The following is a 26694-nucleotide window of genomic DNA, read 5'->3' as shown; positions in this document are numbered from 1 at the left end:
CCATAACTCAACACTTAAAAAGCAGTTTTTATAAAGAAGTTATAATTTTCGCTTTGATTTTATTGGGAGTAAAACCAAACTCTTCAAACAGTTCATCCGCTGGACCACTTGCTCCAAAGGTATCCATTCCAATAACCACATCTGCAAATTTGTAATACTCTAAACCACGTGCAGCTTCAACGGCAAATACTTTGGTATTTTTGTCAATAACTGTATTGATATAGGCTTCATCTTGTTCTACAAACAAGTCATAACAAGGAACAGAGACAATATTAGCAAGAATTCCTTCTTTTTCTAATAAACAACCTGTTGCAAGTGCTAACATTAACTCACTTCCACTGGCCATAATAGTTACGGTTGCATTTTCTCGTTTCTTAATCAAATAACCCCCATTACTGACATCTCCAAAAGCTTTTTCAGGTTTGAGTGTCTCTAAACCTTGTCGTGAACATACAAATGCCGTTGGTGCATTTAATTTCAATGCCACTTTCCATGAATCTACATTTTCAGTTGCATCAGCTGGTCTAAAAACATAAAAATTAGGCAAGGCTCTAAATTGACTCAAATGTTCAATTGGTTGATGTGTTGGTCCATCTTCACCCACACCAATACTGTCATGTGTCCAGATAAAATGTTGAGGAATACTTGCCAATGCCGCAATTCTTGCCGCTGGTTTTAAATAATCAGAAAAAACAAAAAATGTTGCAGAAAATACTCTGAACAATCCATATAAATTCATGGCATTACTCATGGCAGCCATTGCATGCTCTTTAATTCCAAAGTGAATATTTCTTCCATGAGGGAAATCTCCCATATTAAGCAATTCTGTTTTATTTGACGGAGCCAAATCGGCACTTCCCCCTAAAAATCCAGGAATACTTTGAGCAATGGCATTTAAGATTTTATGGTTTGAATCTCTTGTTGCCACTTTTTTCACTTCACTGAAATCAGGATACACAATTGAGTCAAAATCGGGATTTTGAAGTTCTTTGATTTTTGCTTTTACATCTACAGTAAGGCTTTCATTCCATGCCTCTTCCAATGCTTGACCACGGTGTGTTTTATCAAAAGCCGCTTTAACTTCAGGTGATACTACAAAACTCTCATCTGGGTTAAATCCTGCTTTAATTTTAGAGGCTTTAATCTCTTCGTCGCCTAAAGGTGCTCCATGCGTATGATGGCTTCCCTCAAGTGTTGCAGCCCCTTTTCCAATGGCCGTATTGGCTTTGATTAAAACGGGTCTATTTGATTTTTTAGCACTGTTTAATGCCGAATCAATGGCGTTAAAATTGTGCCCATCAATCTCTATGACTTCAAAATCCATCGCTTCAAATCTTTTGACCACATCTTCATTCCATGAAATTGCAGTGTTTCCTTCAATGGTAATGTTATTTGAATCATAAATAATCACCAAATTATCCAGTTTTTGATGTCCTGCAGTTGAACACGCTTCATAGGAAATTCCCTCTTGTAAATCACCATCACCACATAAACAATATACGTTGTGATTGATAACATCATCACCTAAAAGATTTTGTGCATATTTTGCTGCCATAGCAAAACCAACCGCATTGGCAATCCCTTGTCCCAATGGTCCTGTTGTAATTTCAATGCCATGAGTGTGCCCAAATTCTGGATGTCCTGGGGTTTTAGAACCCGATTGTCTGAAGTTTTTGATATCATCAACAGTAACATCAAATCCCCAAAGATGCAATAAAGAGTACACCAATCCCGTAGCATGACCACCACTGAATACCAATCTGTCTCTGTTTAACCATTTTGAATTTGATGGATTTACATTTAAATGCGTGCTTAAAATGGTGGCAATATCAGCAAGCCCCATAGGTGCACCTGGGTGTCCACTGTTTGCTCTTTGTACCATGTCTGCAGCTAAAAATCTGATTGTATCTGCTTGTTGTTGATAGTTTTTGTCTAACATATTTTTCCTATTTTCTTGTGTTTGTTTTTCTAAATATTTGCGATTATATCTAAAATTTGATTAAAGAAGTTTGGTAAGAGTTGAAATGCTTATTTGGGAATACGTACAGTAAAAATTGCCCCATCATTATAGTTTTGAACGCTTAATTTACCTTTCATGCTGTTTTCTATAATCAGTTTTGACATAAAAAGCCCAAGACCTCTCCCTTTTGGTGTATCTTGAGTAAAGAATGGATCAAAGATTTTATCCAAAATTGCTTCTGGAATTCCACCTGCATTATCTTGAATGGTTACAATAGAACTCTCTTCATCTTCATTAATAGTTATGATGATTTTAGGGTTAGGGATCTCTCGTTTTAAAAATATTTTAAAGGCATTGTTGATAATGTTGATTAAAACTTGAGTGTATTCATTTTTATACCCTTCAATCAAAGGATTTTTTTTCACATAAATTTCAAGTTTTATATTGTCTTTTTTTAAGCTGTTCCCAATAATTCCTACACACAAATTAATCTGTTCCGTTGCTCGAAATTGAACTTTTTGTTTGTCGGTTATGAAAAAGTTTTTAAAGTCATCAATGGTTTCAGACATGTATCGGGTTATCTCATTTGATTGCCCTATTGCTTTTAATACTTCTTCTTTTGAAAGTTCTTGTTTTAATCGAATATTGGCTTCTAATTGCATCAAAATAGAAGAGAGTTCCATCAAAGGCTGTCTCCATTGGTGAGCGATATTTTCAATCATTTCACCCATGGAAGCGAGTTTATTTTGAGCAAAAAGCATTTTATCTTTTTGCCTATTTTTCGCGCACTCTTCTTGTACTCTCTTTTTTAATTGAAGATTTAACTCTTCTAAAGTTAATTGCTCTTGTGCATTCATGTTGTTACTTTATAAAATGAAGTTTTAAAACTTCATTTTATATATCCAAAGTGATGTCAGTATCAATTTTTACAGTGATATTAGAACTGCTGTTTGTGTATGTATAAAACTCTTCGCCATCAGCCGTTGTTTCATTTGCACCTTGTATCCAATCTCCACCATTTTCAGACAATCCACCTTCAAGTATAACATGATCAGTATTACTTCCATTGTCATCACCGAAAATTCTGAGGATGTTATCGTCATCCGTCATATCTTCAATGCTTTGTGCATCTAGAGTAATATAATCATAGGCATTGTTACTTAAATCAATGGCTTCTATATTTGTAATGGTGGTGTTAATATTTGTGAAATCTATTGTATCACCTTGTAATAACAAGGTATCTTCGCCCTCTCCACCATCAATAGAAACATCGTTTTCATCAAAGACAATTTTATCATCACCTGCGCCTGCATGAATAATATCTGCTCCTGCTTTTCCATCAATGTGTTCATTGGCATCCGTTCCATTGATGCTGTTCGCATTCGCATCACCTTCAATAGTAATTGCTTCTGTCGTAACATTTACAGTTATTGCATCATGTGACGCATCTTCTGTTGCTGTCACACTGGCAGTAATGTCATCTAAATCGCTCGCTGCAACTTCTGTTTGGCTTACTAACGTTACATTTGCATTGCCATCATTGTTCACTGAAACGGTATAACTTCCATCAGCATTGGCACTGATTACACTACCTGTGCTGTCTTGCAGTGTTGCACCAACAGGAATATGGCTTAACGTAATATCTGAAAGTGTTTCACTGCGATCTGTGTCGGTCAATAGAGCACTTAAAGTAATGGCATATTGATATGTTGGTACATTAACCATACTGGAATTAAACACAATATATTCAACATTCTGGACTTTCATTGGACTCCCTTGTGGAGTTCCATTCCCATCTACTTTATAAATATAATAAGTTTTACAACTGCTATCGCTAAAATTAGTAACAATGTGGTCTGGGGTATGACATAGAAGACTGTCGTAAATGACATATTCACTTGCATCACCACTAAAATGCAAGGTATCATTTCTTCCATCACCTCCATTTAAATATGATCCTGTAATATCTTTTGTAGAATCAAGATAAATATTATCATCTCCTCCACCCATATATATTGTAGCATCATCTGCATTCCCACCAATAATTAGTTTATCGTCATTATCATTATCATCATCATTACAAAGATAATGCTCATCCATATGTATTGTAGCTCTACTTGCATTTCCACCTATAGATAAAATATCATTACCATCTCCCATAAGTATTGTAGCAACCTTAGCAGTCGTACTGTTACTATCTCCACCAATAGTTAAAATGTCATCACCATCTTCCATCCATATTGTAGCACCATCTGCATTTCCACCAATTGACAGGATGTCATCACCATCTTCGGTGTGTAATGTAGCGCCATTAGCATCATTACCAATAGTTAAAATATCATCTCCATCTTGCATGTGTATTGTAGCCCCATCTGCATTTTTACCTATGGCTACAGTATCATCACCTTCTCCCATATGTATTGTAGTACCAACTGCTTGACCAACAACAGTTAAACTGTCATTTCCATCATCCATATGTATTGAAGCGCCATTGGCATTTCCAAAGACAGTTATACTGTCATCACCTTCTTCAGTGTGTATCGATGCACCATCAACATGTCCACCTACAATTAAAGTATCATCACCTTCTTCAGTGTGTATCGATGCACCATTGGTATTGCCTACAACAAGTAAGTTATTATTACCATCTCCTAAATTAATCGTTGAACCATCAATACTTCCACCCACAGCTAAAGTATCATTACCTTCTCCTAGCTCTATTGTTTTATGACTTGCACTGGCTTGTATATTAACAGTATCATCTCCATCTTCAGTATGAATGTAAAGTGCTCTTCCATTAATATTATTATAATTTAAAGTTATATCATTATCACTGTGATTATAATAACTGTTATCTAAATCTACGCCACCATTTACAGACAATGTTGGGGAAGCAGGCAATTTAGATCTATCTAGTTCAGCACTTAAAGAAGCTGGCACAATCTGAGCATCTCCTATATCCATAGTTAAAATTGGAGTAGAAGCTTTATCATCAACATTGACATTAATTTTAACATCAAAGCTTGTAGTATCACCATCGACATCTTTTGCTGTAATCGTAAAACTTTCAACAGCATCAACAGTATAGTTTCCTGCTTTTGCAATGAAGGTGTAATCTCCTGTAGTAAAATCAAACATCAATTTACTTCCACTTGCCACTCTTACGCCATCATTTGGAAAGCTATCTTTTGTATATTCAACACCTTCAATGGTAATTGATGCAATCGTTATTGCTCCATCACCACCCGAAACATTATCCAGAACATTTCCTTCAACTTTTGCTGAAGCATTGTCTACTAAAATTGCTTCCAATTCTGTAACATCTTCAACAATTAAAACATTTGTTTTGATTGTACCAATATCTACTGCAACTCTTTTGAAGTCTGGATCATTTGCATCCAATCCTGTACCAATACCAATAACATTTAATTCAGAGGCATTGTCTGTCAAGAAAGATTTCCAATGAGTGATATACCCATCGTCAACAGCTTTTCCATCGATATTTTCAGTACGATTGCTTCCTGAGCCATCTGTATCACAGTTTTCTTTATTTGGTGCTCCATCGGAGATAAAATAAACGACTGCTTTTTCACCATTTAGTGTTTCTGGATAATTGTTGTATGTTTCAAAGAGTGCATCTTCATAATTGGTAAAGTTTCCTGATTGTAACCCTTCTAAAGCAGTTAATGCATCTTTTGCATTCATCCATCCTGTTGCGGAAGCAGTAGTATTAAATGTTGTCAATCTGACATTAACACCACCATTACTTTCATACGTAGCAATCATCTCTTTTAAAGAATCAATTGCAAGTTGTAATCGAGTTGTTTGTGTGTTATCACTCAATGTTATTTGACCATCACTATTTGTCATACTTCTAGAAATATCTAAGATTACAACCACATTTGTTGCTTGTGGTGTCACTACCGTTGTATCGCTGTCTTCTGGTAAAATTCCTTCAAAATCGATGGTTTTTACTTCACCTTCTGAAGTTGGTACGGAATTCAGAGTCACACTTCCCGCTCCTGTACCAATATTACCAGCACTATCAGTTGCTGTTACACTGACTGTTGTGGTTCCTTTATTTAATGTTGAAACAACATCATCGGCTAAAGTCCATGTTCCATCTCCATTATTTGTTGCTGTATAATCTGTTCCATTTATCGTTACAACAACGGAAGCATCATGGTCATCAACTGTTCCAGTAAGTTCTGGTGTGGCATCATTGGTTACAATATCATTTATATCTACAGTAGGTGCACTGGTATCCACAGTAATTGATTGTTCAACACTGGCTGTGTTTCCTGCTTCATCCGTTGCAGTAATGGTCAATGTTTGTTCACCATCAGCAAGGGTTGTTGTTGTAATCGAATATGTTCCATCCTCTCCAACTTCACCTGTTCCTACTGTAACACCTTCACTGTTTTTAATGACAATGGTTGCACCAACTTCACCTGTTCCAACAATGGTTGGAGTATTATCTTTTGTAAGATTATCACTGTCACTGATTCCCGTATCACTTCCAGAATCCAAATCTGCACCTACTGTTGTTACCGTATCAATTAGCCCACCATTATCAGTTGCCGTTGCACTGTTTCCAGCTGAATATGTTACGGTTGCTGTTACTGAGTACGCTCCATCTGGTAAAGCCGTTGTTACATCTACTGAATACGTTCCATTATTCACTGTTGCTTCAAGGTTATGAGTATTGCCCTTTGCATCTGTTACAACCAAAGCAATTTTTGTTCCATCAGCAGCATTTGTTGTTCCTGTAATAGTTGGTGTAGCATCATTGGTTAAATCTGGTGCATTTACCGTGATTTCCAACTCTACACTTCCTGTAACATTTATATTTACCATGGCTGAATCAGTGACTTTTCCATCACTTACAGTATATTCAAAAGATATATTTTTATTCTCTCCATCATTCATACTTTGTAAATTTTCGCCTGGAGTAAATACGATTTTTCCATCTACAACTTTTGCATTACCAACTACAACACCATTAACTGTTATATCAACTGTTTGACCAGAACTTACATCTTGCCCTTGAATTGCACTGATAACAAGCGTATCATGTCCATCACCATCTGTATCATTTGCTAAAACATCTACAGTGATTGCACTGTCTTCATCGGTAACAATAGTAGCTTCATCACTGTAAGTTATACCTTTTACATATACACCTGCTTGAAACTCTCCTGTAGCTACATTATATAAACCATCTGAGAATTGAATGTTTTCAGTTTCATAAACCTTATCATTGCCATCTCTTCCCGTTACACTGTCATTTATATATGTCCATTCATCATCTGTAGATACAGTATACTCACTATATTTTCCTTTATAAACAGCCGTATCCTCACCACGTGATGCATAGATAGTATCATTTCCAGAACCTCCTTCAATGATGTCATCCCCCTTACCAGTAAGAATGTCCTGATTTCCACTGCCACCTATTACATGATCATTGTATGCCAATGTATTACCGGCAGTAGTATTGATTTGCCCTGTTTCCTGACGAGTTGTTAACTCAACAACGGAACTATCAACATTGACACCTTCTTTTAGACCATCATCATTAGCTACTGGAATAAAGTTTTTTGTTATTACATTATAAGTACCATCATTAAATTTAATAGTTTCTATATTTCTAAGTTCTGTTACATCACCTTTTCCATCATCATTATCATCACTTGCTGCTGTCTCAGTAACGATTGTATTTCCATTCCCATCTGTTGTAATGGTATACTCAGAAATCGCTTTTCCAAATGTAACGGTATCTGTTCCAGCCCCTCCATCTATTACAACTTTATCATTTGTATCATCATTATCACTCGTAACTGTTCCATTTTCATTTCTACCAGTTAAAAGATCATCGGTATGAATAATATCATCACCAGCACCTGTCATAATAAAATCATCAGATGATTCGGTATTAGAATCTGACCAATCTCCATGCCAATAATGTGTAACTTCTGTTTCTTGAGTTTTATTTCCTGCTGAATCAGTTTCAGTTGCTTTAAAAAATTCATTATCATTAACTGGTGTTCCTGGAAGATTACTAATATCCATATTCCAAGTTCCATCTGATTGTACTGTTGTTGTTCCTATAACATTATTATCTTCATCATATATTTTTATAATATTTCCAGATTCTCCACCTGTACCTTTTAATATTACTACTGAATAATCACTATATTCATCAACAATATCTGTTATTATTAACTTACCAATAGTTGCCTCTGGTGTTGCTGAATCTGTTGCTGGAGTTGTTTGTTTTCCATCTGTTGCACTTACTGTAAATGTTGGTAAATCTGCTCCACTATTGACTAAATCTGCTCCTGCTTGTGTTAATACTACTGTATTTCCAGAGATTGCATAATATTGTGTATCTCCTGCATTTGAAACAGTTACTGTTACGGTATCTCCATCTTCATCTGTTGTTGTAAAGTCTGCTACTTTTGAACCTTCTGAAGCGGTATCTTCTGTGAATGTTACGACACTTGAATCATCTATTTCAATTGTTGCTGCATCATTGACATCTGTTGTTGCCTCTGGTGTTGCTGAATCTGTTGCTGGAGTTGTTTGTTTTCCATCTGTTGCACTTACTGTAAATGTTGGTAAATCTGCTCCACTATTGACTAAATCTGCTCCTGCTTGTGTTAATACTACTGTATTTCCAGAGATTGCATAATATTGTGTATCTCCTGCATTTGAAACAGTGACTGTTACGGTATCTCCATCTTCATCTGTTGTTGTAAAGTCTGCTACTTTTGAACCTTCTGAAGCGGTATCTTCTGTGAATGTTACGACACTTGAATCATCTATTTCAATTGTTGCTGCATCATTGACATCTGTTGTTGCCTCTGGTGTTGCTGAATCTGTTGCTGGAGTTGTTTGTTTTCCATCTGTTGCACTTACTGTAAATGTTGGTAAATCTGCTCCACTATTGACTAAATCTGCTCCTGCTTGTGTTAATACTACTGTATTTCCAGAGATTGCATAATATTGTGTATCTCCTGCATTTGAAACAGTGACTGTTACGGTATCTCCATCTTCATCTGTTGTTGTAAAGTCTGCTACTTTTGAACCTTCTGAAGCGGTATCTTCTGTGAATGTTACGACACTTGAATCATCTATTTCAATTGTTGCTGCATCATTGACATCTGTTGTTGCCTCTGGTGTTGCTGAATCTGTTGCTGGAGTTGTTTGTTTTCCATCTGTTGCACTTACTGTAAATGTTGGTAAATCTGCTCCACTATTGACTAAATCTGCTCCTGCTTGTGTTAATACTACTGTATTTCCAGAGATTGCATAATATTGTGTATCTCCTGCATTTGAAACAGTTACTGTTACGGTATCTCCATCTTCATCTGTTGTTGTAAAGTCTGCTACTTTTGAACCTTCTGAAGCGGTATCTTCTGTGAATGTTACGACACTTGAATCATCTATTTCAATTGTTGCTGCATCATTGACATCTGTTGTTGCCTCTGGTGTTGCTGAATCTGTTGCTGGAGTTGTTTGTTTTCCATCTGTTGCACTTACTGTAAATGTTGGTAAATCTGCTCCACTATTGACTAAATCTGCTCCTGCTTGTGTTAATACTACTGTATTTCCAGAGATTGCATAATATTGTGTATCTCCTGCATTTGAAACAGTTACTGTTACGGTATCTCCATCTTCATCTGTTGTTGTAAAGTCTGCTACTTTTGAACCTTCTGAAGCGGTATCTTCTGTGAATGTTACGACACTTGAATCATCTATTTCAATTGTTGCTGCATCATTGACATCTGTTGTTGCCTCTGGTGTTGCTGAATCTGTTGCTGGAGTTGTTTGTTTTCCATCTGTTGCACTTACTGTAAATGTTGGTAAATCTGCTCCACTATTGACTAAATCTGCTCCTGCTTGTGTTAATACTACTGTATTTCCAGAGATTGCATAATATTGTGTATCTCCTGCATTTGAAACAGTGACTGTTACGGTATCTCCATCTTCATCTGTTGTTGTAAAGTCTGCTACTTTTGAACCTTCTGAAGCGGTATCTTCTGTGAATGTTACGACACTTGAATCATCTATTTCAATTGTTGCTGCATCATTGACATCTGTTGTTGCCTCTGGTGTTGCTGAATCTGTTGCTGGAGTTGTTTGTTTTCCATCTGTTGCACTTACTGTAAATGTTGGTAAATCTGCTCCACTATTGACTAAATCTGCTCCTGCTTGTGTTAATACTACTGTATTTCCAGAGATTGCATAATATTGTGTATCTCCTGCATTTGAAACAGTGACTGTTACGGTATCTCCATCTTCATCTGTTGTTGTAAAGTCTGCTACTTTTGAACCTTCTGAAGCGGTATCTTCTGTGAATGTTACGACACTTGAATCATCTATTTCAATTGTTGCTGCATCATTGACATCTGTTGTTGCCTCTGGTGTTGCTGAATCTGTTGCTGGAGTTGTTTGTTTTCCATCTGTTGCACTTACTGTAAATGTTGGTAAATCTGCTCCACTATTGACTAAATCTGCTCCTGCTTGTGTTAATACTACTGTATTTCCAGAGATTGCATAATATTGTGTATCTCCTGCATTTGAAACAGTTACTGTTACGGTATCTCCATCTTCATCTGTTGTTGTAAAGTCTGCTACTTTTGAACCTTCTGAAGCGGTATCTTCTGTGAATGTTACGACACTTGAATCATCTATTTCAATTGTTGCTGCATCATTGACATCTGTTGTTGCCTCTGGTGTTGCTGAATCTGTTGCTGGAGTTGTTTGTTTTCCATCTGTTGCACTTACTGTAAATGTTGGTAAATCTGCTCCACTATTGACTAAATCTGCTCCTGCTTGTGTTAATACTACTGTATTTCCAGAGATTGCATAATATTGTGTATCTCCTGCATTTGAAACAGTGACTGTTACGGTATCTCCATCTTCATCTGTTGTTGTAAAGTCTGCTACTTTTGAACCTTCTGAAGCGGTATCTTCTGTGAATGTTACGACACTTGAATCATCTATTTCAATTGTTGCTGCATCATTGACATCTGTTGTTGCCTCTGGTGTTGCTGAATCTGTTGCTGGAGTTGTTTGTTTTCCATCTGTTGCACTTACTGTAAATGTTGGTAAATCTGCTCCACTATTGACTAAATCTGCTCCTGCTTGTGTTAATACTACTGTATTTCCAGAGATTGCATAATATTGTGTATCTCCTGCATTTGAAACAGTTACTGTTACGGTATCTCCATCTTCATCTGTTGTTGTAAAGTCTGCTACTTTTGAACCTTCTGAAGCGGTATCTTCTGTGAATGTTACGACACTTGAATCATCTATTTCAATTGTTGCTGCATCATTGACATCTGTTGTTGCCTCTGGTGTTGCTGAATCTGTTGCTGGAGTTGTTTGTTTTCCATCTGTTGCACTTACTGTAAATGTTGGTAAATCTGCTCCACTATTGACTAAATCTGCTCCTGCTTGTGTTAATACTACTGTATTTCCAGAGATTGCATAATATTGTGTATCTCCTGCATTTGAAACAGTGACTGTTACGGTATCTCCATCTTCATCTGTTGTTGTAAAGTCTGCTACTTTTGAACCTTCTGAAGCGGTATCTTCTGTGAATGTTACGACACTTGAATCATCTATTTCAATTGTTGCTGCATCATTGACATCTGTTGTTGCCTCTGGTGTTGCTGAATCTGTTGCTGGAGTTGTTTGTTTTCCATCTGTTGCACTTACTGTAAATGTTGGTAAATCTGCTCCACTATTGACTAAATCTGCTCCTGCTTGTGTTAATACTACTGTATTTCCAGAGATTGCATAATATTGTGTATCTCCTGCATTTGAAACAGTGACTGTTACGGTATCTCCATCTTCATCTGTTGTTGTAAAGTCTGCTACTTTTGAACCTTCTGAAGCGGTATCTTCTGTGAATGTTACGACACTTGAATCATCTATTTCAATTGTTGCTGCATCATTGACATCTGTTGTTGCCTCTGGTGTTGCTGAATCTGTTGCTGGAGTTGTTTGTTTTCCATCTGTTGCACTTACTGTAAATGTTGGTAAATCTGCTCCACTATTGACTAAATCTGCTCCTGCTTGTGTTAATACTACTGTATTTCCAGAGATTGCATAATATTGTGTATCTCCTGCATTTGAAACAGTGACTGTTACGGTATCTCCATCTTCATCTGTTGTTGTAAAGTCTGCTACTTTTGAACCTTCTGAAGCGGTATCTTCTGTGAATGTTACGACACTTGAATCATCTATTTCAATTGTTGCTGCATCATTGACATCTGTTGTTGCCTCTGGTGTTGCTGAATCTGTTGCTGGAGTTGTTTGTTTTCCATCTGTTGCACTTACTGTAAATGTTGGTAAATCTGCTCCACTATTGACTAAATCTGCTCCTGCTTGTGTTAATACTACTGTATTTCCAGAGATTGCATAATATTGTGTATCTCCTGCATTTGAAACAGTGACTGTTACGGTATCTCCATCTTCATCTGTTGTTGTAAAGTCTGCTACTTTTGAACCTTCTGAAGCGGTATCTTCTGTGAATGTTACGACACTTGAATCATCTATTTCAATTGTTGCTGCATCATTGACATCTGTTGTTGCCTCTGGTGTTGCTGAATCTGTTGCTGGAGTTGTTTGTTTTCCATCTGTTGCACTTACTGTAAATGTTGGTAAATCTGCTCCACTATTGACTAAATCTGCTCCTGCTTGTGTTAATACTACTGTATTTCCAGAGATTGCATAATATTGTGTATCTCCTGCATTTGAAACAGTTACTGTTACGGTATCTCCATCTTCATCTGTTGTTGTAAAGTCTGCTACTTTTGAACCTTCTGAAGCGGTATCTTCTGTGAATGTTACGACACTTGAATCATCTATTTCAATTGTTGCTGCATCATTGACATCTGTTGTTGCCTCTGGTGTTGCTGAATCTGTTGCTGGAGTTGTTTGTTTTCCATCTGTTGCACTTACTGTAAATGTTGGTAAATCTGCTCCACTATTGACTAAATCTGCTCCTGCTTGTGTTAATACTACTGTATTTCCAGAGATTGCATAATATTGTGTATCTCCTGCATTTGAAACAGTGACTGTTACGGTATCTCCATCTTCATCTGTTGTTGTAAAGTCTGCTACTTTTGAACCTTCTGAAGCGGTATCTTCTGTGAATGTTACGACACTTGAATCATCTATTTCAATTGTTGCTGCATCATTGACATCTGTTGTTGCCTCTGGTGTTGCTGAATCTGTTGCTGGAGTTGTTTGTTTTCCATCTGTTGCACTTACTGTAAATGTTGGTAAATCTGCTCCACTATTGACTAAATCTGCTCCTGCTTGTGTTAATACTACTGTATTTCCAGAGATTGCATAATATTGTGTATCTCCTGCATTTGAAACAGTGACTGTTACGGTATCTCCATCTTCATCTGTTGTTGTAAAGTCTGCTACTTTTGAACCTTCTGAAGCGGTATCTTCTGTGAATGTTACGACACTTGAATCATCTATTTCAATTGTTGCTGCATCATTGACATCTGTTGTTGCCTCTGGTGTTGCTGAATCTGTTGCTGGAGTTGTTTGTTTTCCATCTGTTGCACTTACTGTAAATGTTGGTAAATCTGCTCCACTATTGACTAAATCTGCTCCTGCTTGTGTTAATACTACTGTATTTCCAGAGATTGCATAATATTGTGTATCTCCTGCATTTGAAACAGTGACTGTTACGGTATCTCCATCTTCATCTGTTGTTGTAAAGTCTGCTACTTTTGAACCTTCTGAAGCGGTATCTTCTGTGAATGTTACGACACTTGAATCATCTATTTCAATTGTTGCTGCATCATTGACATCTGTTGTTGCCTCTGGTGTTGCTGAATCTGTTGCTGGAGTTGTTTGTTTTCCATCTGTTGCACTTACTGTAAATGTTGGTAAATCTGCTCCACTATTGACTAAATCTGCTCCTGCTTGTGTTAATACTACTGTATTTCCAGAGATTGCATAATATTGTGTATCTCCTGCATTTGAAACAGTTACTGTTACGGTATCTCCATCTTCATCTGTTGTTGTAAAGTCTGCTACTTTTGAACCTTCTGAAGCGGTATCTTCTGTGAATGTTACGACACTTGAATCATCTATTTCAATTGTTGCTGCATCATTGACATCTGTTGTTGCCTCTGGTGTTGCTGAATCTGTTGCTGGAGTTGTTTGTTTTCCATCTGTTGCACTTACTGTAAATGTTGGTAAATCTGCTCCACTATTGACTAAATCTGCTCCTGCTTGTGTTAATACTACTGTATTTCCAGAGATTGCATAATATTGTGTATCTCCTGCATTTGAAACAGTGACTGTTACGGTATCTCCATCTTCATCTGTTGTTGTAAAGTCTGCTACTTTTGAACCTTCTGAAGCGGTATCTTCTGTGAATGTTACGACACTTGAATCATCTATTTCAATTGTTGCTGCATCATTGACATCTGTTGTTGCCTCTGGTGTTGCTGAATCTGTTGCTGGAGTTGTTTGTTTTCCATCTGTTGCACTTACTGTAAATGTTGGTAAATCTGCTCCACTATTGACTAAATCTGCTCCTGCTTGTGTTAATACTACTGTATTTCCAGAGATTGCATAATATTGTGTATCTCCTGCATTTGAAACAGTGACTGTTACGGTATCTCCATCTTCATCTGTTGTTGTAAAGTCTGCTACTTTTGAACCTTCTGAAGCGGTATCTTCTGTGAATGTTACGACACTTGAATCATCTATTTCAATTGTTGCTGCATCATTGACATCTGTTGTTGCCTCTGGTGTTGCTGAATCTGTTGCTGGAGTTGTTTGTTTTCCATCTGTTGCACTTACTGTAAATGTTGGTAAATCTGCTCCACTATTGACTAAATCTGCTCCTGCTTGTGTTAATACTACTGTATTTCCAGAGATTGCATAATATTGTGTATCTCCTGCATTTGAAACAGTGACTGTTACGGTATCTCCATCTTCATCTGTTGTTGTAAAGTCTGCTACTTTTGAACCTTCTGAAGCGGTATCTTCTGTGAATGTTACGACACTTGAATCATCTATTTCAATTGTTGCTGCATCATTGACATCTGTTGTTGCCTCTGGTGTTGCTGAATCTGTTGCTGGAGTTGTTTGTTTTCCATCTGTTGCACTTACTGTAAATGTTGGTAAATCTGCTCCACTATTGACTAAATCTGCTCCTGCTTGTGTTAATACTACTGTATTTCCAGAGATTGCATAATATTGTGTATCTCCTGCATTTGAAACAGTGACTGTTACGGTATCTCCATCTTCATCTGTTGTTGTAAAGTCTGCTACTTTTGAACCTTCTGAAGCGGTATCTTCTGTGAATGTTACGACACTTGAATCATCTATTTCAATTGTTGCTGCATCATTGACATCTGTTGTTGCCTCTGGTGTTGCTGAATCTGTTGCTGGAGTTGTTTGTTTTCCATCTGTTGCACTTACTGTAAATGTTGGTAAATCTGCTCCACTATTGACTAAATCTGCTCCTGCTTGTGTTAATACTACTGTATTTCCAGAGATTGCATAATATTGTGTATCTCCTGCATTTGAAACAGTGACTGTTACGGTATCTCCATCTTCATCTGTTGTTGTAAAGTCTGCTACTTTTGAACCTTCTGAAGCGGTATCTTCTGTGAATGTTACGACACTTGAATCATCTATTTCAATTGTTGCTGCATCATTGACATCTGTTGTTGCCTCTGGTGTTGCTGAATCTGTTGCTGGAGTTGTTTGTTTTCCATCTGTTGCACTTACTGTAAATGTTGGTAAATCTGCTCCACTATTGACTAAATCTGCTCCTGCTTGTGTTAATACTACTGTATTTCCAGAGATTGCATAATATTGTGTATCTCCTGCATTTGAAACAGTGACTGTTACGGTATCTCCATCTTCATCTGTTGTTGTAAAGTCTGCTACTTTTGAACCTTCTGAAGCGGTATCTTCTGTGAATGTTACGACACTTGAATCATCTATTTCAATTGTTGCTGCATCATTGACATCTGTTGTTGCCTCTGGTGTTGCTGAATCTGTTGCTGGAGTTGTTTGTTTTCCATCTGTTGCACTTACTGTAAATGTTGGTAAATCTGCTCCACTATTGACTAAATCTGCTCCTGCTTGTGTTAATACTACTGTATTTCCAGAGATTGCATAATATTGTGTATCTCCTGCATTTGAAACAGTGACTGTTACGGTATCTCCATCTTCATCTGTTGTTGTAAAGTCTGCTACTTTTGAACCTTCTGAAGCGGTATCTTCTGTGAATGTTACGACACTTGAATCATCTATTTCAATTGTTGCTGCATCATTGACATCTGTTGTTGCCTCTGGTGTTGCTGAATCTGTTGCTGGAGTTGTTTGTTTTCCATCTGTTGCACTTACTGTAAATGTTGGTAAATCTGCTCCACTATTGACTAAATCTGCTCCTGCTTGTGTTAATACTACTGTATTTCCAGAGATTGCATAATATTGTGTATCTCCTGCATTTGAAACAGTGACTGTTACGGTATCTCCATCTTCATCTGTTGTTGTAAAGTCTGCTACTTTTGAACCTTCTGAAGCGGTATCTTCTGTGAATGTTACGACACTTGAATCATCTATTTCAATTGTTGCTGCATCATTGACATCTGTTGTTGCCTCTGGTGTTGCTGAATCTGTTGCTGGAGTTGTTTGTTTTCCATCTGTTGCACTTACTGTAAATGTTGGTAAATCTGCTCCACTATTGACTAAATCTGCTCCTGCTTGTGTTAATACTACTGTATTTCCAGAGATTGCATAATATTGTGTATCTCCTGCATTTGAAACAGTGACTGTTACGGTATCTCCATCTTCATCTGTTGTTGTAAAGTCTGCTACTTTTGAACCTTCTGAAGCGGTATCTTCTGTGAATGTTACGACACTTGAATCATCTATTTCAATTGTTGCTGCATCATTGACATCTGTTGTTGCCTCTGGTGTTGCTGAATCTGTTGCTGGAGTTGTTTGTTTTCCATCTGTTGCACTTACTGTAAATGTTGGTAAATCTGCTCCACTATTGACTAAATCTGCTCCTGCTTGTGTTAATACTACTGTATTTCCAGAGATTGCATAATATTGTGTATCTCCTGCATTTGAAACAGTGACTGTTACGGTATCTCCATCTTCATCTGTTGTTGTAAAGTCTGCTACTTTTGAACCTTCTGAAGCGGTATCTTCTGTGAATGTTACGACACTTGAATCATCTATTTCAATTGTTGCTGCATCATTGACATCTGTTGTTGCCTCTGGTGTTGCTGAATCTGTTGCTGGAGTTGTTTGTTTTCCATCTGTTGCACTTACTGTAAATGTTGGTAAATCTGCTCCACTATTGACTAAATCTGCTCCTGCTTGTGTTAATACTACTGTATTTCCAGAGATTGCATAATATTGTGTATCTCCTGCATTTGAAACAGTGACTGTTACGGTATCTCCATCTTCATCTGTTGTTGTAAAGTCTGCTACTTTTGAACCTTCTGAAGCGGTATCTTCTGTGAATGTTACGACACTTGAATCATCTATTTCAATTGTTGCTGCATCATTGACATCTGTTGTTGCCTCTGGTGTTGCTGAATCTGTTGCTGGAGTTGTTTGTTTTCCATCTGTTGCACTTACTGTAAATGTTGGTAAATCTGCTCCACTATTGACTAAATCTGCTCCTGCTTGTGTTAATACTACTGTATTTCCAGAGATTGCATAATATTGTGTATCTCCTGCATTTGAAACAGTTACTGTTACGGTATCTCCATCTTCATCTGTTGTTGTAAAGTCTGCTACTTTTGAACCTTCTGAAGCGGTATCTTCTGTGAATGTTACGACACTTGAATCATCTATTTCAATTGTTGCTGCATCATTGACATCTGTTGTTGCCTCTGGTGTTGCTGAATCTGTTGCTGGAGTTGTTTGTTTTCCATCTGTTGCACTTACTGTAAATGTTGGTAAATCTGCTCCACTATTGACTAAATCTGCTCCTGCTTGTGTTAATACTACTGTATTTCCAGAGATTGCATAATATTGTGTATCTCCTGCATTTGAAACAGTGACTGTTACGGTATCTCCATCTTCATCTGTTGTTGTAAAGTCTGCTACTTTTGAACCTTCTGAAGCGGTATCTTCTGTGAATGTTACGACACTTGAATCATCTATTTCAATTGTTGCTGCATCATTGACATCTGTTGTTGCCTCTGGTGTTGCTGAATCTGTTGCTGGAGTTGTTTGTTTTCCATCTGTTGCACTTACTGTAAATGTTGGTAAATCTGCTCCACTATTGACTAAATCTGCTCCTGCTTGTGTTAATACTACTGTATTTCCAGAGATTGCATAATATTGTGTATCTCCTGCATTTGAAACAGTGACTGTTACGGTATCTCCATCTTCATCTGTTGTTGTAAAGTCTGCTACTTTTGAACCTTCTGAAGCGGTATCTTCTGTGAATGTTACGACACTTGAATCATCTATTTCAATTGTTGCTGCATCATTGACATCTGTTGTTGCCTCTGGTGTTGCTGAATCTGTTGCTGGAGTTGTTTGTTTTCCATCTGTTGCACTTACTGTAAATGTTGGTAAATCTGCTCCACTATTGACTAAATCTGCTCCTGCTTGTGTTAATACTACTGTATTTCCAGAGATTGCATAATATTGTGTATCTCCTGCATTTGAAACAGTTACTGTTACGGTATCTCCATCTTCATCTGTTGTTGTAAAGTCTGCTACTTTTGAACCTTCTGAAGCGGTATCTTCTGTGAATGTTACGACACTTGAATCATCTATTTCAATTGTTGCTGCATCATTGACATCTGTTGTTGCCTCTGGTGTTGCTGAATCTGTTGCTGGAGTTGTTTGTTTTCCATCTGTTGCACTTACTGTAAATGTTGGTAAATCTGCTCCACTATTGACTAAATCTGCTCCTGCTTGTGTTAATACTACTGTATTTCCAGAGATTGCATAATATTGTGTATCTCCTGCATTTGAAACAGTGACTGTTACGGTATCTCCATCTTCATCTGTTGTTGTAAAGTCTGCTACTTTTGAACCTTCTGAAGCGGTATCTTCTGTGAATGTTACGACACTTGAATCATCTATTTCAATTGTTGCTGCATCATTGACATCTGTTGTTGCCTCTGGTGTTGCTGAATCTGTTGCTGGAGTTGTTTGTTTTCCATCTGTTGCACTTACTGTAAATGTTGGTAAATCTGCTCCACTATTGACTAAATCTGCTCCTGCTTGTGTTAATACTACTGTATTTCCAGAGATTGCATAATATTGTGTATCTCCTGCATTTGAAACAGTGACTGTTACGGTATCTCCATCTTCATCTGTTGTTGTAAAGTCTGCTACTTTTGAACCTTCTGAAGCGGTATCTTCTGTGAATGTTACGACACTTGAATCATCTATTTCAATTGTTGCTGCATCATTGACATCTGTTGTTGCCTCTGGTGTTGCTGAATCTGTTGCTGGAGTTGTTTGTTTTCCATCTGTTGCACTTACTGTAAATGTTGGTAAATCTGCTCCACTATTGACTAAATCTGCTCCTGCTTGTGTTAATACTACTGTATTTCCAGAGATTGCATAATATTGTGTATCTCCTGCATTTGAAACAGTGACTGTTACGGTATCTCCATCTTCATCTGTTGTTGTAAAGTCTGCTACTTTTGAACCTTCTGAAGCGGTATCTTCTGTGAATGTTACGACACTTGAATCATCTATTTCAATTGTTGCTGCATCATTGACATCTGTTGTTGCCTCTGGTGTTGCTGAATCTGTTGCTGGAGTTGTTTGTTTTCCATCTGTTGCACTTACTGTAAATGTTGGTAAATCTGCTCCACTATTGACTAAATCTGCTCCTGCTTGTGTTAATACTACTGTATTTCCAGAGATTGCATAATATTGTGTATCTCCTGCATTTGAAACAGTGACTGTTACGGTATCTCCATCTTCATCTGTTGTTGTAAAGTCTGCTACTTTTGAACCTTCTGAAGCGGTATCTTCTGTGAATGTTACGACACTTGAATCATCTATTTCAATTGTTGCTGCATCATTGACATCTGTTGTTGCCTCTGGTGTTGCTGAATCTGTTGCTGGAGTTGTTTGTTTTCCATCTGTTGCACTTACTGTAAATGTTGGTAAATCTGCTCCACTATTGACTAAATCTGCTCCTGCTTGTGTTAATACTACTGTATTTCCAGAGATTGCATAATATTGTGTATCTCCTGCATTTGAAACAGTGACTGTTACGGTATCTCCATCTTCATCTGTTGTTGTAAAGTCTGCTACTTTTGAACCTTCTGAAGCGGTATCTTCTGTGAATGTTACGACACTTGAATCATCTATTTCAATTGTTGCTGCATCATTGACATCTGTTGTTGCCTCTGGTGTTGCTGAATCTGTTGCTGGAGTTGTTTGTTTTCCATCTGTTGCACTTACTGTAAATGTTGGTAAATCTGCTCCACTATTGACTAAATCTGCTCCTGCTTGTGTTAATACTACTGTATTTCCAGAGATTGCATAATATTGTGTATCTCCTGCATTTGAAACAGTGACTGTTACGGTATCTCCATCTTCATCTGTTGTTGTAAAGTCTGCTACTTTTGAACCTTCTGAAGCGGTATCTTCTGTGAATGTTACGACACTTGAATCATCTATTTCAATTGTTGCTGCATCATTGACATCTGTTGTTGCCTCTGGTGTTGCTGAATCTGTTGCTGGAGTTGTTTGTTTTCCATCTGTTGCACTTACTGTAAATGTTGGTAAATCTGCTCCACTATTGACTAAATCTGCTCCTGCTTGTGTTAATACTACTGTATTTCCAGAGATTGCATAATATTGTGTATCTCCTGCATTTGAAACAGTGACTGTTACGGTATCTCCATCTTCATCTGTTGTTGTAAAGTCTGCTACTTTTGAACCTTCTGAAGCGGTATCTTCTGTGAATGTTACGACACTTGAATCATCTATTTCAATTGTTGCTGCATCATTGACATCTGTTGTTGCCTCTGGTGTTGCTGAATCTGTTGCTGGAGTTGTTTGTTTTCCATCTGTTGCACTTACTGTAAATGTTGGTAAATCTGCTCCACTATTGACTAAATCTGCTCCTGCTTGTGTTAATACTACTGTATTTCCAGAGATTGCATAATATTGTGTATCTCCTGCATTTGAAACAGTGACTGTTACGGTATCTCCATCTTCATCTGTTGTTGTAAAGTCTGCTACTTTTGAACCTTCTGAAGCGGTATCTTCTGTGAATGTTACGACACTTGAATCATCTATTTCAATTGTTGCTGCATCATTGACATCTGTTGTTGCCTCTGGTGTTGCTGAATCTGTTGCTGGAGTTGTTTGTTTTCCATCTGTTGCACTTACTGTAAATGTTGGTAAATCTGCTCCACTATTGACTAAATCTGCTCCTGCTTGTGTTAATACTACTGTATTTCCAGAGATTGCATAATATTGTGTATCTCCTGCATTTGAAACAGTGACTGTTACGGTATCTCCATCTTCATCTGTTGTTGTAAAGTCTGCTACTTTTGAACCTTCTGAAGCGGTATCTTCTGTGAATGTTACGACACTTGAATCATCTATTTCAATTGTTGCTGCATCATTGACATCTGTTGTTGCCTCTGGTGTTGCTGAATCTGTTGCTGGAGTTGTTTGTTTTCCATCTGTTGCACTTACTGTAAATGTTGGTAAATCTGCTCCACTATTGACTAAATCTGCTCCTGCTTGTGTTAATACTACTGTATTTCCAGAGATTGCATAATATTGTGTATCTCCTGCATTTGAAACAGTGACTGTTACGGTATCTCCATCTTCATCTGTTGTTGTAAAGTCTGCTACTTTTGAACCTTCTGAAGCGGTATCTTCTGTGAATGTTACGACACTTGAATCATCTATTTCAATTGTTGCTGCATCATTGACATCTGTTGTTGCCTCTGGTGTTGCTGAATCTGTTGCTGGAGTTGTTTGTTTTCCATCTGTTGCACTTACTGTAAATGTTGGTAAATCTGCTCCACTATTGACTAAATCTGCTCCTGCTTGTGTTAATACTACTGTATTTCCAGAGATTGCATAATATTGTGTATCTCCTGCATTTGAAACAGTGACTGTTACGGTATCTCCATCTTCATCTGTTGTTGTAAAGTCTGCTACTTTTGAACCTTCTGAAGCGGTATCTTCTGTGAATGTTACGACACTTGAATCATCTATTTCAATTGTTGCTGCATCATTGACATCTGTTGTTGCCTCTGGTGTTGCTGAATCTGTTGCTGGAGTTGTTTGTTTTCCATCTGTTGCACTTACTGTAAATGTTGGTAAATCTGCTCCACTATTGACTAAATCTGCTCCTGCTTGTGTTAATACTACTGTATTTCCAGAGATTGCATAATATTGTGTATCTCCTGCATTTGAAACAGTTACTGTTACGGTATCTCCATCTTCATCTGTTGTTGTAAAGTCTGCTACTTTTGAACCTTCTGAAGCGGTATCTTCTGTGAATGTTACGACACTTGAATCATCTATTTCAATTGTTGCTGCATCATTGACATCTGTTGTTGCCTCTGGTGTTGCTGAATCTGTTGCTGGAGTTGTTTGTTTTCCATCTGTTGCACTTACTGTAAATGTTGGTAAATCTGCTCCACTATTGACTAAATCTGCTCCTGCTTGTGTTAATACTACTGTATTTCCAGAGATTGCATAATATTGTGTATCTCCTGCATTTGAAACAGTGACTGTTACGGTATCTCCATCTTCATCTGTTGTTGTAAAGTCTGCTACTTTTGAACCTTCTGAAGCGGTATCTTCTGTGAATGTTACGACACTTGAATCATCTATTTCAATTGTTGCTGCATCATTGACATCTGTTGTTGCCTCTGGTGTTGCTGAATCTGTTGCTGGAGTTGTTTGTTTTCCATCTGTTGCACTTACTGTAAATGTTGGTAAATCTGCTCCACTATTGACTAAATCTGCTCCTGCTTGTGTTAATACTACTGTATTTCCAGAGATTGCATAATATTGTGTATCTCCTGCATTTGAAACAGTGACTGTTACGGTATCTCCATCTTCATCTGTTGTTGTAAAGTCTGCTACTTTTGAACCTTCTGAAGCGGTATCTTCTGTGAATGTTACGACACTTGAATCATCTATTTCAATTGTTGCTGCATCATTGACATCTGTTGTTGCCTCTGGTGTTGCTGAATCTGTTGCTGGAGTTGTTTGTTTTCCATCTGTTGCACTTACTGTAAATGTTGGTAAATCTGCTCCACTATTGACTAAATCTGCTCCTGCTTGTGTTAATACTACTGTATTTCCAGAGATTGCATAATATTGTGTATCTCCTGCATTTGAAACAGTTACTGTTACGGTATCTCCATCTTCATCTGTTGTTGTAAAGTCTGCTACTTTTGAACCTTCTGAAGCGGTATCTTCTGTGAATGTTACGACACTTGAATCATCTATTTCAATTGTTGCTGCATCATTGACATCTGTTGTTGCCTCTGGTGTTGCTGAATCTGTTGCTGGAGTTGTTTGTTTTCCATCTGTTGCACTTACTGTAAATGTTGGTAAATCTGCTCCACTATTGACTAAATCTGCTCCTGCTTGTGTTAATACTACTGTATTTCCAGAGATTGCATAATATTGTGTATCTCCTGCATTTGAAACAGTGACTGTTACGGTATCTCCATCTTCATCTGTTGTTGTAAAGTCTGCTACTTTTGAACCTTCTGAAGCGGTATCTTCTGTGAATGTTACGACACTTGAATCATCTATTTCAATTGTTGCTGCATCATTGACATCTGTTGTTGCCTCTGGTGTTGCTGAATCTGTTGCTGGAGTTGTTTGTTTTCCATCTGTTGCACTTACTGTAAATGTTGGTAAATCTGCTCCACTATTGACTAAATCTGCTCCTGCTTGTGTTAATACTACTGTATTTCCAGAGATTGCATAATATTGTGTATCTCCTGCATTTGAAACAGTGACTGTTACGGTATCTCCATCTTCATCTGTTGTTGTAAAGTCTGCTACTTTTGAACCTTCTGAAGCGGTATCTTCTGTGAATGTTACGACACTTGAATCATCTATTTCAATTGTTGCTGCATCATTGACATCTGTTGTTGCCTCTGGTGTTGCTGAATCTGTTGCTGGAGTTGTTTGTTTTCCATCTGTTGCACTTACTGTAAATGTTGGTAAATCTGCTCCACTATTGACTAAATCTGCTCCTGCTTGTGTTAATACTACTGTATTTCCAGAGATTGCATAATATTGTGTATCTCCTGCATTTGAAACAGTGACTGTTACGGTATCTCCATCTTCATCTGTTGTTGTAAAGTCTGCTACTTTTGAACCTTCTGAAGCGGTATCTTCTGTGAATGTTACGACACTTGAATCATCTATTTCAATTGTTGCTGCATCATTGACATCTGTTGTTGCCTCTGGTGTTGCTGAATCTGTTGCTGGAGTTGTTTGTTTTCCATCTGTTGCACTTACTGTAAATGTTGGTAAATCTGCTCCACTATTGACTAAATCTGCTCCTGCTTGTGTTAATACTACTGTATTTCCAGAGATTGCATAATATTGTGTATCTCCTGCATTTGAAACAGTGACTGTTACGGTATCTCCATCTTCATCTGTTGTTGTAAAGTCTGCTACTTTTGAACCTTCTGAAGCGGTATCTTCTGTGAATGTTACGACACTTGAATCATCTATTTCAATTGTTGCTGCATCATTGACATTGGTTACACCAATTGTAAAGGTTGCTTTTGAAGTGGATCCATCTGTTGAAGTGGCAGTAATTTCAATATCATGGCTTGTTGCCGTTTCATAATCTAAGTTACCTGCTACTGTTACGACACCTGTTTCAGCATCAATAGTGAATAATCCACCTGCATCATTCGTTAATGAGTAAGTTACCGTATCTCCATCTGGGTCTACGGCATGTCCTGTCACTTCTACTACGGTTCCAATCGCTGCGTTTTCAGAAACGGTATTCGCATCCGTATCGGTATCGGTTACTGCTCCTACGGCATGATCGGTATCCCCTTCACCTGTCGCTGTTCCATCGGCATTGGTTACACCAATTGTAAAGGTTGCTTTTGAAGTGGATCCATCTGTTGAAGTGGCAGTAATTTCAATATCATGGCTTGTTGCCGTTTCATAATCTAAGTTACCTGCTACTGTTACGACACCTGTTTCAGCATCAATAGTGAATAATCCACCTGCATCATTCGTTAATGAGTAAGTTACCGTATCTCCATCTGGGTCTACGGCATGTCCTGTCACTTCTACTACGGTTCCAATCGCTGCGTTTTCAGAAACGGTATTCGCATCCGTATCGGTATCGGTTACTGCTCCTACGGCATGATCGGTATCCCCTTCACCTGTCGCTGTTCCATCGGCATTGGTTACACCAATTGTAAAGGTTGCTTTTGAAGTGGATCCATCTGTTGAAGTGGCAGTAATTTCAATATCATGGCTTGTTGCCGTTTCATAATCTAAGTTACCTGCTACTGTTACGACACCTGTTTCAGCATCAATAGTGAATAATCCACCGGCATCATTCGTTAATGAGTAAGTTACCGTATCTCCATCTGGGTCTACGGCATGTCCTGTCACTTCTACTACGGTTCCAATCGCTGCGTTTTCAGAAACGGTATTCGCATCCGTATCGGTATCGGTTACTTCTCCTACGGCATGATCGGTATCCCCTTCACCTGTCGCTGTTCCATCGGCATTGGTTACACCAATTGTAAAGGTTGCTTTTGAAGTGGATCCATCTGTTGAAGTGGCAGTAATTTCAATATCATGGCTTGTTGCCGTTTCATAATCTAAGTTACCTGCTACTGTTACGACACCTGTTTCAGCATCAATAGTGAATAATCCACCTGCATCATTCGTTAATGAGTAAGTTACCGTATCTCCATCTGGGTCTACGGCATGTCCTGTCACTTCTACTACGGTTCCAATCGCTGCGTTTTCAGAAACGGTATTCGCATCCGTATCGGTATCGGTTACTGCTCCTACGGCATGATCGGTATCCCCTCCACCTGGAGTTGTACCGTCCGTTGTTGTACCAGATGGAGTTGGAGTTGTCCCAGTAGATGCTGAAAAAAGACCAGGGGTAGCGCCAATTGGAGTTGTTGTAGTGTCTCCATCAGCTCTTCCTCTTCCTGCGGCAGGGTCTAAAGCATTTGAACTAAAATCAAATTGACCTGTAAAACTTGAACCATCACCTTCTGCTCCACCTGCTGCTGCAGCAGATAATGCATTGGCCAAAGAAGTAAAGTTATCAATAATTACACCATTTGGTTTATCTGTAGAGGCATCAGATTGTGCCAACAACTCTTTTAAAGAGGCAATAACGTCATCACCTTTAAAATCGCTGTTTAATACGGTTTGTTGAAATTCATAAAAACCTTCTGGATCATCCAAGACCCCTAGAACTGTCTTTGCAGAGTGTCCATCAGTGCCTTTTTGTACAAGGTCAACCATATCTTTAAAAACCAAAGAGATTCTTTGCGAACCGTCATTGACAATAAGTTCAATCGACTTATCAGAATCGGTTAAATTAAAAGTATAATTTCCACCACTAAGATTGTCAATGTAAAATTGATCTCCCTCTTTAGGGACAAACTGCATTGCATCATTTACACTTAAAACTTCAAAACTTCCGTCTGCTGATTTCACAACTATATTTATCATGA

2 protein-coding genes and 1 pseudogene are annotated in these 26694 nt (G+C 37.9%); all 3 read right to left on the bottom strand.

Annotated features, from left to right (window positions below; genetic code table 11):
* Positions 1-28: 28 nt before the first annotated feature.
* Positions 29-1957, bottom strand: a pseudogene (gene tkt / locus ACNI3C_RS05625) (transketolase); the annotation flags it as partial.
* A gap of 71 nt (positions 1958-2028) precedes the next feature.
* The gene (locus tag ACNI3C_RS05620; protein ID WP_419771266.1) at positions 2029-2817 is read right to left on the bottom strand and encodes a sensor histidine kinase; all 789 of its coding nucleotides are present in this window, start codon (positions 2815-2817) and stop codon (positions 2029-2031) included.
* 37 nt (positions 2818-2854) lie between these two features.
* Positions 2855-26692: a cadherin domain-containing protein gene (locus ACNI3C_RS05615; protein WP_419771265.1), complete on the bottom strand. Its 23838-nt coding sequence runs from the start codon at positions 26690-26692 to the stop codon at positions 2855-2857.
* Between the last annotated feature and the right edge of the window lie 2 nt (positions 26693-26694).

It is taken from the genome of Marinarcus sediminis (SeqCode), assembly GCF_048571275.1.
Classification (GTDB): Bacteria; Campylobacterota; Campylobacteria; order Campylobacterales; family Arcobacteraceae; genus Marinarcus; species Marinarcus sediminis.
The sequence above is the reverse complement of the archived record's forward strand: the minus strand, read 5'-3'. Positions and strand labels throughout refer to the sequence as shown.

Coding starts and splice junctions, on each gene's coding strand:
- ACNI3C_RS05615 (WP_419771265.1), bottom strand. CDS start 26,692: ATGATAAATATAGTTGTGAAATCAGCAGACGGAAGTTTTGAAGTTTTA.
- ACNI3C_RS05620 (WP_419771266.1), bottom strand. CDS start 2,817: ATGAATGCACAAGAGCAATTAACTTTAGAAGAGTTAAATCTTCAATTA.